The sequence below is a fragment of the Actinoplanes sp. DH11 genome (genome assembly GCF_020873875.1).
In the GTDB taxonomy this organism is placed as follows: domain Bacteria; phylum Actinomycetota; class Actinomycetes; order Mycobacteriales; family Micromonosporaceae; genus Actinoplanes.
On the sequence record NZ_JAHWGU010000056.1, the window covers coordinates 15,779 to 29,761 of the forward strand.

Sequence of the window (13,983 nt, forward strand, 5' to 3'; positions counted from 1 at the left end):
AGGCCGGTTTCGGTGATGGTCAGACGCCCGGCCTCGTGACCTCGTGTTCGTTGCTGGGTGCGGTGCTCATCGTCGCGCCCTTCGACGCTCATGTCGCGGAGCGTGAATCCAGGCGGCGGCTCAGCAGCAGCCGGGTGCCGCGGGCCGTCGTGGTGATGTCCAGGCTGGTGCACGCCCGTCGCATGATCCGCAGCCCCGACCAACCGGCGTGCTCGGGCCCGGGACCGGCTGCTGAGGCGGGCGACTCGGGCGTGACCATCCCGGCGCCGTGGTCGCTGATCTCGCACCACAGCCGTCCGTCGCGGCGCCACAGCAGAAGCTGACCGCGCCCCCCGCCGTGAACGACCGCGTTGACGACCGCCTCATGGACGGCCAGCACGAACCGGTACGCATGATCGCCGCGTAGCCCTTGCCGGATCGCGAGGGTGACGATCCGCTGACGGACCGGACCCAGCAGTGCCGGGCCGAACCAGCAGACCAGCAGCACACCGTCGGCATCGGACGGCACGGACGGCGGCATCACACAGCCGGTCGCCCCGGCCACCTCGGCAGGCTCGAAGCCACGCCAGCCGGGCCCGAAGGCCTTGGTCAGGTTCAGACCGTGACGCTCCAACGTCAGCAGCTCGGTCGCCGCCGCGGTGAACGTCGTCGCCGCCAGCTGGTCGGCGCTGTTCAACGGCCCCGGCATGGCCCGGTACAGATCCACCGCACCGGCGTGCAGCACCCCGCCGGCGTGCAGGGGCAGCGCGAACACCGCCCGCACCCCCGCTTCCAGCGCGGCCCGGGTGAACCACGGCCACCGCTGCCGCCACGACCCGCCCGCCAGATCGGCCACCAGCACCGGCTCACGGGTGGCTGTCGCGTCCCGGCACGGACCCTCGTCCAGGGTCAGCTGCGCCGACTCCAGCCGCGAACTGGCCGTGTCGCTGAAGAACCGGATCCGGGGAACCGTCCCGGCCGGCCCGGCGGACAGGCCCATCCCCGCGACACCCGTCATCAACGCCGTGCTGGCACGACACAACGCGGTGACGTCCGGGCCGTAGGCGCTGACCAGGTCCCACACCCGGTCCCGGTGCCCGTGCGCACGGTGCTCGCCTGCCGCCGGCTCGCCACGAGACTGCCGTTCACCGGTCATGCTGGGGAGCCTCGCGTCCGTCTCGTCACCGCCGTGACGACTTCGGACCCGGCATCACCACCACCGGCATCCCACCGAGACAGGGAGCCCCCGCCAGGACGGCGGGTTCGTCCTCAAGGCTACCCGTCACGAACGCCAGCAATAACCCGCAAATGTTACAACCTTCCCGGTTCACCACGGACGAGGGACTCCGAGCGGAACCGGAGTGGCGGGCGTCCGCCGGAGTCCCCCGCTCGGTCAGGCGATGTCGATGGCGTCGATTTCGGCGTAGTTCGCGCCCTTGCCGTACGCGATCGTGTTCGTCCCGGCCCGCAGTGTCACGGTCCGTTCGGTGACCTGCCAGTTGTCCCAGCCGGTCACGGGGTAGTCGACGGTGCCGGCGGCGACGCCGTTGACGGTCAGGGTGTGCCCGGCCGCGCCGCCGTCGGAGCCGTCGGCGTACCGGGTGTACAGCCGGTAGCTGCCGGCCCGGGGCACGTGGACGGTGAAGGTGACCCGGCTGTCCGCGAAGTCGATCCCGCCGACGACGACGCCGTTACTGGCGCCGTTGTCCGCGTACCGGGCGTTGGCGCGGGTGAAGGCGGCGTCCTCGGCCTCGTACCGGATCTTGGCGCCTTCCACGATCGGCCGGCTGCCCTGCCAGTCGAGGCGCTGCGAGTACATCGCGCGGTAGGTGAAGTCGGCGTTCCAGCCGTGGAAGACGATGCGGTCCTTGCCGTCCGGCCCGGTCACGATGTCCTGGCCGCCGGGGCCGCGGACCGTGCCCGCGAACGCGTCGGTGGTCATCAGCGGCGAAGCGGCCTTGGTGTACGGGCCCCGCAGCCGCGTCGACGTGGCATAGCTGCTGATGTAGCTACCGTTGCCGAAGAAGTTGGCCGAGTAGAAGAGCACGTACGTGCTGCCGCGCTTCCACAGCGTCGGCGCCTCGACGAGGATGCCCTCGAACGGCTTGCTCTGCTTGATCAGCTGGGTCTCCGCGCCGGTCCGGCGCAGCCCGTCGGCGCTCACCTGCTGCAGGTGCAGCCAGGTGTCCTCGGCGCAGCAGTTGCCGTCGTTCTTCCACAGGATGTAGCGGCGGCCGTTCTCGGAGTAGGAGGAGGCGTCGATCGCCCCGCCCGTCTCCGGGGTGCAGACCAGCGCGGTGTCGCGGGGCACGAACGGCCCGCCCGGCGAGGTGGCGGTGGCCGCACCGATGCACTGTTTGCCGGAGGCCCGGTCGTGGGCCGTGTACCACATGACGAAGCTCCGCGGCCCGGTCGCGAACACCTCCGGTGCCCAGACGCCGTGGTCCCCGGGCCCGCCGGGCGGGAACGACCAGTCCGGGTCGGCCCAGGCGCCGAGGGTCGGCAGGGCGTCGCCGGATTGCACCGACCAGCTCACCAGGTCGGTGGAGGTGGCCCATTTGATGTTCCGGCCGTCGCTGTTGGTGGCGTAGGCGTAGTAGGTACGGCCGACCTTCATCACGTCCGGGTCGGCGAAGTTCTGGTCGATGACCGGCCCGGACGCGACGGCCGCCGACGACGTCGCCGTGGCGGTGACCAGGCCGGCGGCCAGGACCAGGGCGGCGGTGACGGCGACCGCCGAGCGCAGGGGGCGGTGCCGGGCACGCAACTGGATCATGGAGTCTCCACTGAGGTCGGTGGAGACTCATCATGGTCACTCGCGGTGGATCTCTGTCAAGGGAGCCGGGTCGATGGGATGCCTTACGGCCTGGCCGGGATGCTGCCGCCCGGCCCGGCCGGGATGTCGCCGCGCAGCGTGATCCGGTGCATCACGCGCCGCTGCGTGTCGTAGTCCCGGTTGGCGTAGTGCGCGGTGCTGCGGTTGTCCCAGAGCGCCACGTCGCCGAGCCGCCACCGGTGCCGGACGATGTGCTCCGGCTTGGTCAGGTGGGCGTAGAGCAGGTCCAGGATGGCCCGGCTCTCGAACTCGGAGACCCCGACGATGTGCGAGGTGAAGCCCGGGTTGACGAAGATGCCCTTACGGCCCGTCTCCGGGTGCACCCGCACCACGGGATGCTCCACCGGGTCCAGGCGGGTCACCGTCTCGCCGTCCCACACGTTGCCCTTGCCGCCGCGCCGCTGGGCCAGGTAGTAGCCGAACTCGCGGGTGCCGTCGTGCACCGCGGTGAGCTCGTCCACGAGCCGCTGGACGCCGGGGGCCAGCGAGTCGTACGCCAGTTGCGCGTCCGCCCAGTTCGTGTCGCCGCCGGCGGGCGGCAGCACGACGGCCCGCAGGATCGAGCCGAGCGGCGGGCGCTTCATGAACGTCACGTCGGTGTGCCACACGTCGGCGAAGCCGTTGTCGGCGCTGTCCAGCGCGTACACCTCGGGGTGGGCCTCGTCCAGGCCGCCGACCACCGGGTGCGAGGCGGTCAGTTCGCCGATCCGCCGGCCCAGCTCGACCTGGCTCGTCTCGTCGAGGCGCTGCTCACGCAGGAACAGCACCTTGCGCTCGACCAGGGCGGCGCGCAGGGCCACGACCTCCTCGCCGGTGGCGGTGGCGAGGTCGAGGCCGTGCACGACGGCGCCGAAGTGCGGACCCAGCGGTTCCAGGTCGAGGCGTACCAGAGCAGTGGTCATGCCGGGGTTCCTTCCAGGTGGGCGGCCGCGCGGACGGCGTGGCCGATCTCGGAGCGCAGGGCCGCGTACGCCGGGAGGCCGCGCAGTTCGTCGGGGGTGATGCCGGCCCGCGGCAGGTCGACGGGCAGGTCCAGGGCGATCCGGCCGGGCCGTGCGGTGAGCACCACGACCCGGCTGCCGAGGAAGACCGCCTCGTCGACGCTGTGGGTGACGAAGACACAGGTACGGCCGGTGTCCGCGCTGACCCGGCGCAGGTCCTCCTGCAACCGTTCGCGGGTCAGCGCGTCCAGGGCCGCGAAGGGCTCGTCGAGCAGCAGCAGCGGGTTCTCCACGGCGAGGGCCCGGGCGATCGCGACCCGCTGCTGCTGGCCGCCGGAGATCTGCCAGGTGCGCCGGTCGGCGACGTCGTGCAGACCCACCCCGGCCAGCAGTTCCGCGACCCGCTCGGCGCGGCCGGGCACCCCGGCGTAGCGCAGCGCCAGCTCGACGTTGCCGCCGACGGTCCGCCACGGGAAGAGCCGGGGCTGCTGGAACACCAGGCCGGCACCTTTGCCGGGCACCGGTGGCGCGCCGCCGGTGCGTACCGTGCCCCGGGTCGGCTCCTCGAAGCCGGCGATCAGGCGCAGCAGCGTGCTCTTGCCGCAGCCGGACGCCCCGACCAGCACCAGGAACTCACCGCGCGGCACGGACAGGTCGACCGGCCCGACCGCGGTGACGTCGCCGTAGGCGTGCTCCACCCCGTCCAGGACGATCGCGTCATCCGAGGACATCCGGCAGCCCCTTCACGTAGATCGCCTTCTGCACGGTGGCGAGGTCCGGCACGGCGTCGATCTTCTGCTGGTCCTTGAGGAACTGCGCGGCGCTGACCAGGTTGTCGGCCAGCTTGCCGACCTTGCCCTCGGTGCCCAGCCAGGCGTCGGTGGCCAGGTCCGCGGGCTTGAGGAAGACGCCCTGGCTGAGCTGCTTCTGCGCGTCCGCGGGGCTGAGGTTGAGTTCGGCGCCGATCGACGTGGCGGCCGCGGCCGGGTCCTTCGCGATCAGGTCGAGGGCCTGCGCCTGCGCCTTGCGCCAGGCGTCCACCGCGGCGGGGTGCGCCTCGGCGAAGGGGGTGGAGACCACGCCCAGGTCCAGGGTGGGCTTACCGGCGGTGGCCAGCTGCCGGCTGCTGATCAGCACAGTCCCGTTCTTCTTGATCTCGTCGAGAACCGGGAGCCAGGTGTACGCGGCGTCGAGGTCACCGCGCGTCCAGGCGGCCTGGATGTCCTGCGGCTCCAGGTCCACGATGTCGACCTCGGCCTCCTTGACGCCGGCCTGGTCCAGGGCGGCGAGCAGGCTGTAGTGCGAGGTGGAGGCGAACGACGTGGCCACCTTCTTGCCGCGCAGCCCGGCGACGTCGGTGATGCCGCTGCCGTTGCGGGCCACCAGCGCCTCGTTGTCGCCGGCGACGTCGAGGACGAAGGCCACCTGGTACGGGATGTTCAGCGGCGCTGACAGGCCGCGCGCCACCGGGCTCGACCCGATCGCCGCGATGTCCACGCTGCGGGCGACGAACGCCGTGTTGATGCTGGCACCGGAGTCGAACTTGGTCCAAGTGATCTTGTAGTCGGGCAGCGCCTTCTCCAGCAGCCCCTGGTTCTTGACCACCAGGTCGCCGCTGGGGAACGCCTGGTAGGCGATCCGGATGGACTTCTGCTCCGCGTCGCCGCCGGTGGTGCCGCTCGCGGCACCGTTGCCGCACGCGGCCATCAGGAGGACGGCCGCCAGGCCGAGGAACTTGCGCATCTTCGTGTTTCTCCTATGCACGGCCGCGCCACGGGATCAGCCGGTTCTCGGCCGTCCGCAGCAGGGCGTCGATCAGTAGGCCGGACAGGCCGATGGCGAACAGGCCGAGGACGACGACGTCGGTCTGCGAGTAGCGCTGCGCGTCGCGGACCATGCCGCCGATGCCCGGCACGCCGTTGATGGTCTCGGCGGCGACGACCGAGGAGTACGCGACACCGACGGCCAGCCGGATGCCGGTGAAGATCTCCGGCAGTGAGCTCGGCAGCACCACGTCACGGGTCACCTGCCAGCGTCCGGCGCCGAGGGCCCGGGCGGCCTCGATCAGGCCGGTCGGCGCCGAGTACACCGCTGCGGCCGTGGCCACCGCGACGGGCGGCAGCGCGGCGATCGCCAGCAGCCACAGTTTCGGTGTCTCGTCGATGCCGAACCAGATGATGAACAGACTGAAGTAGGCCAGCGGCGGCAGTGCCCGGACGAACGTGACGACCGGCTCGGCGACCACGCGGATCCAGCCGACCGTGCCCATCACCACGCCGATCAGCAGGCCGGCGGCGATGCCGATCGCGGAGCCGATCAGGATGCGGCGCAGGCTCACGCCGAGGTGCTCGATGAGCAGGTGACCGCTGTAGCCGCGCAGGCCGTCGTGAACGGTGGAGGTCTGGATCAGCTGGTGCCAGACCGCGCCGGGCGACGGGATGAACGTGGGGTTGCGGGTGGCGCGGGCGGTCAGCTCCCAGAGCGCGAACAGCACCGCGAGCGCGACGAGGCGCAGCAGGACGCGGCGGCGCCGGCCGCCGCGGGGCGCGAGCGGGTTGCCGGACCGGGCCGGGCCGCCGATCGAGGCTTCCACGACCGGCGCCGCCGGCGGGCTGGAGACAGAGGTGGTCACGGTGTCACTCCTGGAATTCGGGCACCGGGCGGCGCACCCCATATTTTCTATCGGAGCAATAGGAATATCGCAAGACGGCCCAGGCACCTTGCGGTGACCGAGGTGACAGCGCCGCGGGACCGCGCCCGGGCATGCCGGGAGCCGTGACAATGTTCCTCATCACGCGGACCACGACGAAAGAGGTACGACATGAGCACGGAGAAGGCGATCCTCGCCGGCGGCTGCTTCTGGGGCATGCAGGATCTGATCCGCAAGCGTCCCGGCGTGGTCTCGACCCGGGTCGGCTACACCGGCGGCCAGGTGGCGAACGCGACCTACCGCAACCACGACGGCCACGCCGAGGCCATCGAGATCACCTTTGACCCCTCGGTCACCTCGTACCGGGACCTGCTGGAGTTCTTCTTCCAGATCCACGACCCGTCCACGGTGAACCGGCAGGGCAACGACATCGGCACCAGCTACCGGTCGGCGATCTTCTACGAGACCGACGAGCAGAAGCGCGTCGCCGAGGACACCATCGCCGACGTCGACGCGTCCGGCCTGTGGCCGGGCAAGGTGGTCACCGAGGTGACCGCGGCCGGCGATTTCTGGGAGGCCGAGCCGGAGCACCAGGACTACCTGGAGCGCATCCCGGACGGCTACACCTGCCACTTCCCGCGGCCGAACTGGAAGCTGCCGCGCCGCGCCTGACCCCACCCGCCGCGGCCACCCCGCCAGCGACTGTGACTCAGGTCACAGTCGTTGAGGAACCTTCGCGGCGGGACGATTCGTCTAGCTGATCGTGAGACGAAGCCTGAACGCGGCCGACGAGGAAGAACTCGTCCGCCGCACCGCCGCCGGCGACCGGCGCGCATTCGACGAGTTGTACCGGCGCACGTCGCCGTGGCTGCTCGCCCGGCTGCGCCGCCGGTGCGCCGACGACGACCTGGTCGCCGACGTGATGCAGGAGACCTACCTCGCGGTCTGGCGCGCCGCCGGCAGTTTCGCGGGCACCGCCACGTCGGGCACCGCCACCGGCTGGCTGTGGACCATCGCCGCCCACCGCCTGGTCGACGCCTTCCGCCGCCGCGCCCGGCAGAACCAGGTTCCCCCGGTGCCGACGACCGCGACGGTCGCCCCCGCCGCCGAGGACGAGGTGATGGCCGGCCGGGTCGGCCAGGAACTCGAACAAGCCCTGCTGGTCCTCCCGCCGGAGGCGCGCGAGGTGCTGCGCGCGATGGTCCTCGACGGGCTGTCCGCCCGCGAGACGTCGGTCCTGCTGGGTGTCCCGGAAAGCACAGTGAAGTCCCGGGCCCGCCGGGCACGGATCGCCCTGCGGGAGGCGTTGTCATGACCACCCACCCGAGCCCCGCCGTGATCGCCCGCTACACCGACCGGGAAGCCGGCCTCGACGAGGTCACCGCCTGGTCCGTCGAGGTGCACCTGGAGGACTGCGCCGACTGCCGCGCGCTTGTCGCCGACAGCACCGCCGACGACTCCCGCGACCTGCTCGCCCGGGTCGCCGCCGCCCTGGACGACGACATCGCCGCCCAGCCCGCCCCGGCGCCCCGCCGGCGCTGGACGGCGGCCCGCCACCGCTGGACGGTCTGGCAGCTGACCCCCTGGCTGATCATGACGGTGGCGGTCCTGGCCTGCGCGGCCGGCCTCCAGGCGATCAAGCCCAGCATGCCGTCGCTGGTGATGCTGCTGGCCCCGGTGGCCCCCCTGCCGGCGGTGGCGGTCGCCTGGAGCCGCCGCCACGACCCGGCCTGGGAACTCATCGCCGGAACCGCCGCGGCCGGGTTCACGATGCTGCTGCGGCGCACCGCCGGGGTGCTGGCGGTCGTGGTACCGGCGCTGGCCGTGGCGAGCAGCCGTACCGGCGTCTCGCTGGCCCTGACCCTGCTGCCCTGCCTCGCCTTCGCCGCCGCGACCATCGCGCTCGGCGCGCTCGTGGGTGTCCGCCGCGCCGCCATCGGCCTCGGCGTGACCTGGACCGCCGCCGTCATCGCGCCGGCCCTGGTCACCACCGAACTGCCCGTGATGCTGCAGCCCGGCACCTCCCCCGCCTGGGCCCTGCTCACCCTCGCCCTGGCCGCGGCCGCCGCCGCCCAGAGCACCAGCTTCCGCCGCTTGACCAGCCACAACTGAAGGGAACACCCATGCGAACGGTGAGTGCGGCCGAGACGGCCCCCACCACATACCCGTGGGCGGTGCACGCGCAGGGCCTGCGGGTCCGCGCCGGCCGCCACGTGGCTGTCGACGGACTCGACCTGGCTCTGAACACAGGCGTGCACGGCCTGCTCGGCCCCAACGGCGCCGGCAAGACCACCCTGATGCGGGCGCTGGCCACGGTGCTGAAACCGGCCGGCGGGCAGCTGTCGCTGCTCGGCGAGCAGGTCGACGGCCGCGGCGACCTGCGCCTGGTACGGCGCGGGCTCGGCTACCTGCCGCAGCAGTTCGGCTTCTACCCCCGGTTCACGGTGCGCGAGTTCGTCGAATACATGGCGTGGCTCAAGGAGATGCCGAAGACCGTGGTGCCGGGTGCGACACAGCGGGCGATCGAGCGGGTCGGGCTGGCGGGCAAGGCCGACGCCCGGATGAAGACGCTCTCCGGCGGCATGCTGCGCCGGGCCGGTATCGCCCAGGCGATCGTGAACGACCCGGCGGTGCTGCTGCTCGACGAACCCACCGTCGGACTCGACCCGGAACAGCGCCTCGACTTCCGCGAACTGCTGCGCGACGTCGGCGTGGACAGCTGCGTGCTGGTCTCCACGCACCTGGTCGAGGACGTGGTGGCCGCCTGCTCCGACGTGGTGATCATGAACGAGGGCCGGACCGTCTACCAGGGCACCCCGGCCGACCTGATGGCGCAGGGCGGCGACGGCGACGCCGGCGACAGCCCGGCCGAACGGGGCTACTCCGCGCTGCTGCGCCGGCACCGGGCGGTGGGCAACCGATGAGCCGCGTCCTGGGCACCGAACTGCGTCGTTCCGCGGCGGCCGGGTCCGCGCTGATCCTGGCGGTCGTCGGCGTCCTGCTGCTCTTCTTCGCCGAAGGTATCGGCTTCGCCGACGGGTGGATGCAGCTGGCCATGAGCCAGCGGCTCTTCCTGGCAGTGCTCTGGCCGCTCGCCCTCGCCGCCGGCGCCTGGCAGGCCCGGCGGGAGAGCCGGTCCAAGGTGGCCGAACTGTTCGCCAGCACGCCGCTCCCGGTGGCCAGGCGCTCCGTGCCGGCGCTGGCCGTGATGGCGCTCGCGGTGGTCGCCGCCTACCTGGCGATGAGCCTCGCCGGCGCGATCTGGATCTTCGGGACGGCCACCTACCTGCCCGCGTCGTTCTTCACCGTCATGGCGGTCGGCGCACTGGCCCTGGTCGGCGCCGTCTGGTTCGGCCTGGCCGTCGGCCGGCTGCTGCCGTCACCGGTCACCGCACCGGCCCTGAGCATCGCCGGCCTCGGCCTGCTGCTGCTCATCCCGGCGTTGACCAGGCCCCACGGCTGGCTGGCGCTGGTGTTCTCGCCGATCTACGAGATGAACATGCCGGGCGCGTACGCCACCGTGCCCGGCCGGGTCAGCCTGGCCCAGACGCTCTGGATGATCGCGCTCGCCGCGACAGCGGTGCTGCTGTTCACCTCCACCGGCTGGCGCCCGCGGGTCGCCGCCCTGCTGCCCGTGGTCCTCGGTGCCGCCCTGGCGATCACCGTCATGCCGCACCAGAACCGGCAGGTCACCGACGCCGTCGACCCGGTGGCACGGGAACTGGTCTGCGACGGGCCGGTCTGTGTCAGCCGCGTCCACCAGGGACTGCTGGCCGAGGTGGCCGGGCCGGCCAAGGAGGGCCTGACCGTGCTGGCGAAACTGCCGGGCGGGCCGACCCGGGTGCATGAGGACACGTACGCGTACCCGGACACCTTCCCGGCATTCGAGGCCGACGTGGTCCTGCTGACGATGAAGGTCACCCCGAGCGGGCACCTGGCCGACGAGGAGCACGTCACCGGCGAGGTGGTGGCGGGAGCGTTCAGCAGCGCCCGCGAGTGTGAGGCCGGCTTCACGAGCCCGGCCGAGCGGCTCGCCGCCGGGTACTGGCTGCTCGGCCAGGCCCCGGTCAGCACCGACGACTACGACCCGGACGCCGGCGACGAGGCCGTACGCCTGTGGGAGCAGTTGCGGCAGCTGCCGGAGGCGGAGGCGATGAACCGCGTCGTGGCGCTGCGCAAGGCCGCCCTGGCCTGCCAGGTCCGGGACGGGCTGTTCGGTGGCAGCCCCCGATGAGGTGGCTCACGCTCTACCTGCGCACGCGCGGCGCCCCGCTGGCGCTGGCCGGAGCTGCCGGATGCGTCGCGCTGATGTGGACGACCTGGTCGATCAGCTCCGACACCCCTGACGCCGACCTGCAACTGGTCGTCCTGACCCTGCTGCTGATGGTGGTGGCAGTGACCGCGACCCTCGGCGGGCCCGACGACGCCCTGGAATCCACGGCCGCGTTCTCCTGGCTGCCGCGCCGGCTCGCGCACCTGCTGGCCGGATTCCTGTTCGTGGCCGGGCTGCTGCTGATCACGCTGCTGACCGGGGCACGGTTCGGTCCGGGCTGGCTGGTCGTGCGGGACGTGGCCGGGCTGCTGGGGATGACCGCGCTGGGCGCGGCAACCCTCGGCACCGCCCGGGCCTGGTTCCTGCCGCTGGGCTGGACGCTGGTGGCGATCCTGTTCGGGCAGGACACGAACCTGCTGTGGCGGGTGCTGACCTGGCAGATGCAGGCGCCTCAGAGCGTGCCCGCGGCCGTGACGGCGGGGGTGCTCGCCATCGGGGGGCTGATCGCCTACACGGTCGCGGGGCCGGTGCGGGCGGCGCCCGCCGAGGCCGCCCAGCACTGAGCCGGCGGTGTTCGCTCACGGTCTCGTGGGCGAACACCGCCGTCCGCGTCCCTGCCGCCGCCCGCGCACACGCTCACCGCCGTCCACGTCCCTGTCGCCCCCCGCGCCGGCGCTCGCGCGCTCACCGCCCCCCCCGCCGGCGCCCCCGCGTTCACCGCCGTCCGCGCCCCTCCCCGCCGCCTTGCGCGAGGTGCGGGCCTCTCAGCGGGTGGGGTCCATCATCGTCATGCCGGCGAACGTCGACTGATCAAAAACGGGCAGCAGGGTCGCGGCTTCGGCGAGACCGACAGTCCTTGCGATCAAGCGCTGCGGGTCGAGCACGCCCGCCTCGATGAGCCCCATCATGGCCGGATAGTCGGCCGTCGCCATCCCATGACTGCCCAGCACATCCAACTCCCACCCGATCACCCGGGACATCGGCACCCGCGGGTGGCCGCCGATCGGCGGCAACAGGCCGACCTGGACGTGGCGGCCGCGGCGGCGCAGGCTCAGGATGGCGTCGGCGCACGTCTGCTCGCTGCCGACGGCGTCGACGGCGACGTGGCTCCCGCCCCCGGTGAGGTCCGCGACAACCGCCGGAACATCGGTGACCGCCCTGCCCGCCGCGACTCGCGCGTCTCCCGCGACCTGACCGTCCCCCGCGACCTGCGCGTCCCCCGCGACCTGCGCGTCTTCCGCGACCTGCGCGCCTTCCCCCGCCGTCGCTTTTTTCGCGCGCCCTCGCCCCCCGTCCGCCGTTCCCCCCGATCCGGTGAGCACGGTGTGTTCCGCGCCGAGGGCGGCAGCGGCGGCCAGCGCCTCCGGGTTGCGGTCGACGGCGATCACCCGGCCGCCCAGCGCACGGGCGATCATCACGGCGCTGAGGCCGACACCGCCGGCGCCGACCACGGTCACCCACTCCCCCGTGGTGAGGCGGGCACGGCCGGCCAGCGCCCGGTACGCCGTGGCGAAACGGCACCCCAGTCCCGCCGCCGCCGCGAACCCGACCTGATCAGGAACGGCCACCAGGTTGGTATCCGCGGCGTGCAGCGCAACGAACTCCGCGAACGACCCCCAGTGGGTGAACCCGGGCTGCTGCTGGTCGGGGCAGATCTGCGCCTGACCGCTACGACACCACTCGCACCTGCCGCACCCGCAGACGAACGGCACGGTCACCCGGTCACCGACCGCCCACTCGCGGACACCGGCGCCCGTCGCGGCGACCACACCGGCGAGTTCGTGCCCCGGAACGTGCGGGAACACGATGTCGTCGTCGTGCCCCACCCAGCCGTGCCAGTCGCTGCGGCACAACCCGGTAGCCATCACCCGCACCACCACCCCACCGGGCGGCGCCACCGGCTCGGCGACCTCCCGGACCTCGGGCTGGGCTCGGGCAGCATCCACGACAATGGCTCGCACGGCCACAATCTACCGACGCGGCCGCACCCTACGCCTCCCACCAGCGGTCGGCGTCATTTCGAGGCGGAACTCCAGTCGCCCAATTCGGCTGCCGCGGCGAAGGTGGACCGCAGGAAACTCGCGAGAGCCGCGTCCGGATCGGACGATTCCGCCACCGCCTCGTAGGGGAGCACGAACTCGCCGAGCGCGGAGTCGTAACGGGCTTCGGCGGGCGTGACGGCGTATTCCGGGTAGCCGGGTGGCTCCGGGTAGGCGTACGCATAAAAGGCACCCTCCGCCCCGCCGCCGGGCCAGAAACCGCAGCTCGCCAGTTCGTGCGAATAGCCTTCCCGCATCACCGAAATCGGGCAGTTGGGTGCGCCACCCGGATGCGGCGGCGCCTGCCTCCCGGAAAAGCGGGTGTACGCCAGATCCATCGCGCCCCAGAAATAATGTGCCGGACTTGCCTTGCCGTAGAACTCGGAGCGCACCTCGTTCATCACCCGCTGGACCTGCAGCAACTGACGCCAGAACTGCTGCGCCGCCGCGCCGTCATAGCTGCGATGGACATCGTCCTCGGCGAATGCGATAGCCGGGTCGACCTCGTTCGGCACCGCGTGGATGCGCGTCTCGACACCCACCGCCCGCAACGCCTCCATCGTCTCGGCGTAGAACGCGGACACCGTTTTCGGCTCCAGCGCCACCGTCCGCGAACGCCCCATGCTGGTACTGATCCGCAACTGATGCTCGAGGAAGTCGAATTCGAGCTCGAAAACACCGTCCGCATGCGGAATCGCCGACGTGGTGAGCCCTCGCGCACTCGGATAAAGCGTCACGTGCCACCAATGGTTGACCCACGGCGCATGCGCCATCCGCACTTTCCCGACCACCTGCGTCCACATGTGCAGGGTGTCTTTCGTATCGGCCCACTCATCGACCCGCAACCGCGGCCACGCCACCATCCGCGCCCCCTCTGCTCGGCGTCCGGTTCCCCCGACGTTAGCCCCCGACCCAGCATCGAGTACGCGTCCCCCGCCGCACCCACCCGCAACCATCCCGTCCCCCGCCACCGAGGCACCCGCCGCCCACGCCACACCGTCCACGCCCCATCGTCCACGCCACACCGTCCACGCCCCGCGCACCCCTTCCCGACCGCCGAACCCAGGATCCCCACCCAGCCGACAAGGTCCGCGCACAACCCGCGCCCCGCCCGGCCCGGTGTCGCCGTCCCTGGCGAGTTGTTGATCTGCTAGTGTCCTGCGCCACAAATTCGCCTGATAAGTGGTGTAGCGTGGTGAGATGCCAAGGACTGGGCGCCCTGTCGCACCGTTGACGCTGTCAGACGAGGAACGCGCGACGTTGCT

14 protein-coding genes are annotated in these 13,983 nt (G+C 72.1%); 6 read left to right on the top strand and 8 right to left on the bottom strand.

The window, feature by feature from the left end:
- Positions 1-88: 88 nt before the first annotated feature.
- From LPA41_RS40465 to LPA41_RS40490, 6 genes are all read right to left on the bottom strand, one after another.
- Positions 89-1,135, bottom strand: a complete 1,047-nt coding sequence (locus LPA41_RS40465; protein WP_229076800.1) for an ATP-binding protein — start codon at positions 1,133-1,135, stop codon at positions 89-91.
- A 237-nt stretch (positions 1,136-1,372) separates the two neighbouring features.
- On the bottom strand, positions 1,373-2,755 hold the full coding sequence (locus tag LPA41_RS40470; protein WP_229076801.1) for a family 43 glycosylhydrolase: 1,383 nt from the start codon (positions 2,753-2,755) through the stop codon (positions 1,373-1,375).
- An 83-nt stretch (positions 2,756-2,838) separates the two neighbouring features.
- Positions 2,839-3,717 (bottom strand): TauD/TfdA family dioxygenase, encoded by an 879-nt coding sequence (locus tag LPA41_RS40475; protein WP_229076802.1) that lies wholly within the window; start codon positions 3,715-3,717, stop codon positions 2,839-2,841.
- Positions 3,714-4,487, bottom strand: a complete 774-nt coding sequence (locus LPA41_RS40480; RefSeq protein ID WP_229076803.1) for an ABC transporter ATP-binding protein — start codon at positions 4,485-4,487, stop codon at positions 3,714-3,716. The genes LPA41_RS40475 and LPA41_RS40480 overlap by 4 nt, the downstream gene beginning before the upstream one ends.
- Positions 4,474-5,499, bottom strand: coding sequence for an ABC transporter substrate-binding protein (locus tag LPA41_RS40485; RefSeq protein ID WP_229076804.1), 1,026 nt, complete (start codon positions 5,497-5,499; stop codon positions 4,474-4,476). Before LPA41_RS40485 ends, LPA41_RS40480 begins: the two co-directional genes overlap by 14 nt.
- A 13-nt stretch (positions 5,500-5,512) precedes the next feature.
- On the bottom strand, positions 5,513-6,388 hold the full coding sequence (locus LPA41_RS40490) for an ABC transporter permease (protein WP_229076805.1): 876 nt from the start codon (positions 6,386-6,388) through the stop codon (positions 5,513-5,515).
- Positions 6,389-6,577: 189 nt separating this feature from the next.
- Here LPA41_RS40490 and msrA point away from each other — a divergent pair, with 189 nt between their 5' ends.
- The 6 genes from msrA to LPA41_RS40520 all read left to right on the top strand — a co-directional run bounded on the left by msrA (position 6,578) and on the right by LPA41_RS40520 (position 11,242).
- Entirely contained in the window at positions 6,578-7,078 is a 501-nt protein-coding gene (msrA, locus tag LPA41_RS40495) for a peptide-methionine (S)-S-oxide reductase MsrA (RefSeq protein WP_229076806.1), read from the top strand.
- 91 nt (positions 7,079-7,169) lie between these two features.
- The gene (locus LPA41_RS40500) at positions 7,170-7,721 is read left to right on the top strand and encodes an RNA polymerase sigma factor (protein WP_229076807.1); all 552 of its coding nucleotides are present in this window, start codon (positions 7,170-7,172) and stop codon (positions 7,719-7,721) included.
- Positions 7,718-8,518 carry a zf-HC2 domain-containing protein gene (locus LPA41_RS40505; RefSeq protein WP_229076808.1) on the top strand — a complete coding sequence of 267 codons (801 nt, stop codon included), beginning with the start codon at positions 7,718-7,720 and terminating at the stop codon, positions 8,516-8,518. The genes LPA41_RS40500 and LPA41_RS40505 overlap by 4 nt, the downstream gene beginning before the upstream one ends.
- Positions 8,519-8,529: 11 nt before the next feature.
- Positions 8,530-9,330, top strand: coding sequence for an ATP-binding cassette domain-containing protein (locus LPA41_RS40510; protein ID WP_229076809.1), 801 nt, complete (start codon positions 8,530-8,532; stop codon positions 9,328-9,330).
- Positions 9,327-10,640, top strand: coding sequence for a hypothetical protein (locus LPA41_RS40515; RefSeq protein ID WP_229076810.1), 1,314 nt, complete (start codon positions 9,327-9,329; stop codon positions 10,638-10,640). The genes LPA41_RS40510 and LPA41_RS40515 overlap by 4 nt, the downstream gene beginning before the upstream one ends.
- On the top strand, positions 10,637-11,242 hold the full coding sequence (locus LPA41_RS40520; protein ID WP_229076811.1) for a hypothetical protein: 606 nt from the start codon (positions 10,637-10,639) through the stop codon (positions 11,240-11,242). The genes LPA41_RS40515 and LPA41_RS40520 overlap by 4 nt, the downstream gene beginning before the upstream one ends.
- 201 nt (positions 11,243-11,443) lie before the next feature.
- Here LPA41_RS40520 and LPA41_RS40525 read toward each other — a convergent pair whose 3' ends face one another.
- Both LPA41_RS40525 and LPA41_RS40530 read right to left on the bottom strand, forming a co-directional pair.
- Entirely contained in the window at positions 11,444-12,640 is a 1,197-nt protein-coding gene (locus LPA41_RS40525) for an alcohol dehydrogenase catalytic domain-containing protein (protein WP_229076812.1), read from the bottom strand.
- 53 nt (positions 12,641-12,693) lie between these two features.
- A complete protein-coding gene (locus LPA41_RS40530; protein WP_229076813.1) occupies positions 12,694-13,581 on the bottom strand; it encodes a DUF5996 family protein in 888 nt (295 codons plus the stop codon).
- Positions 13,582-13,983: the final 402 nt, after the last annotated feature.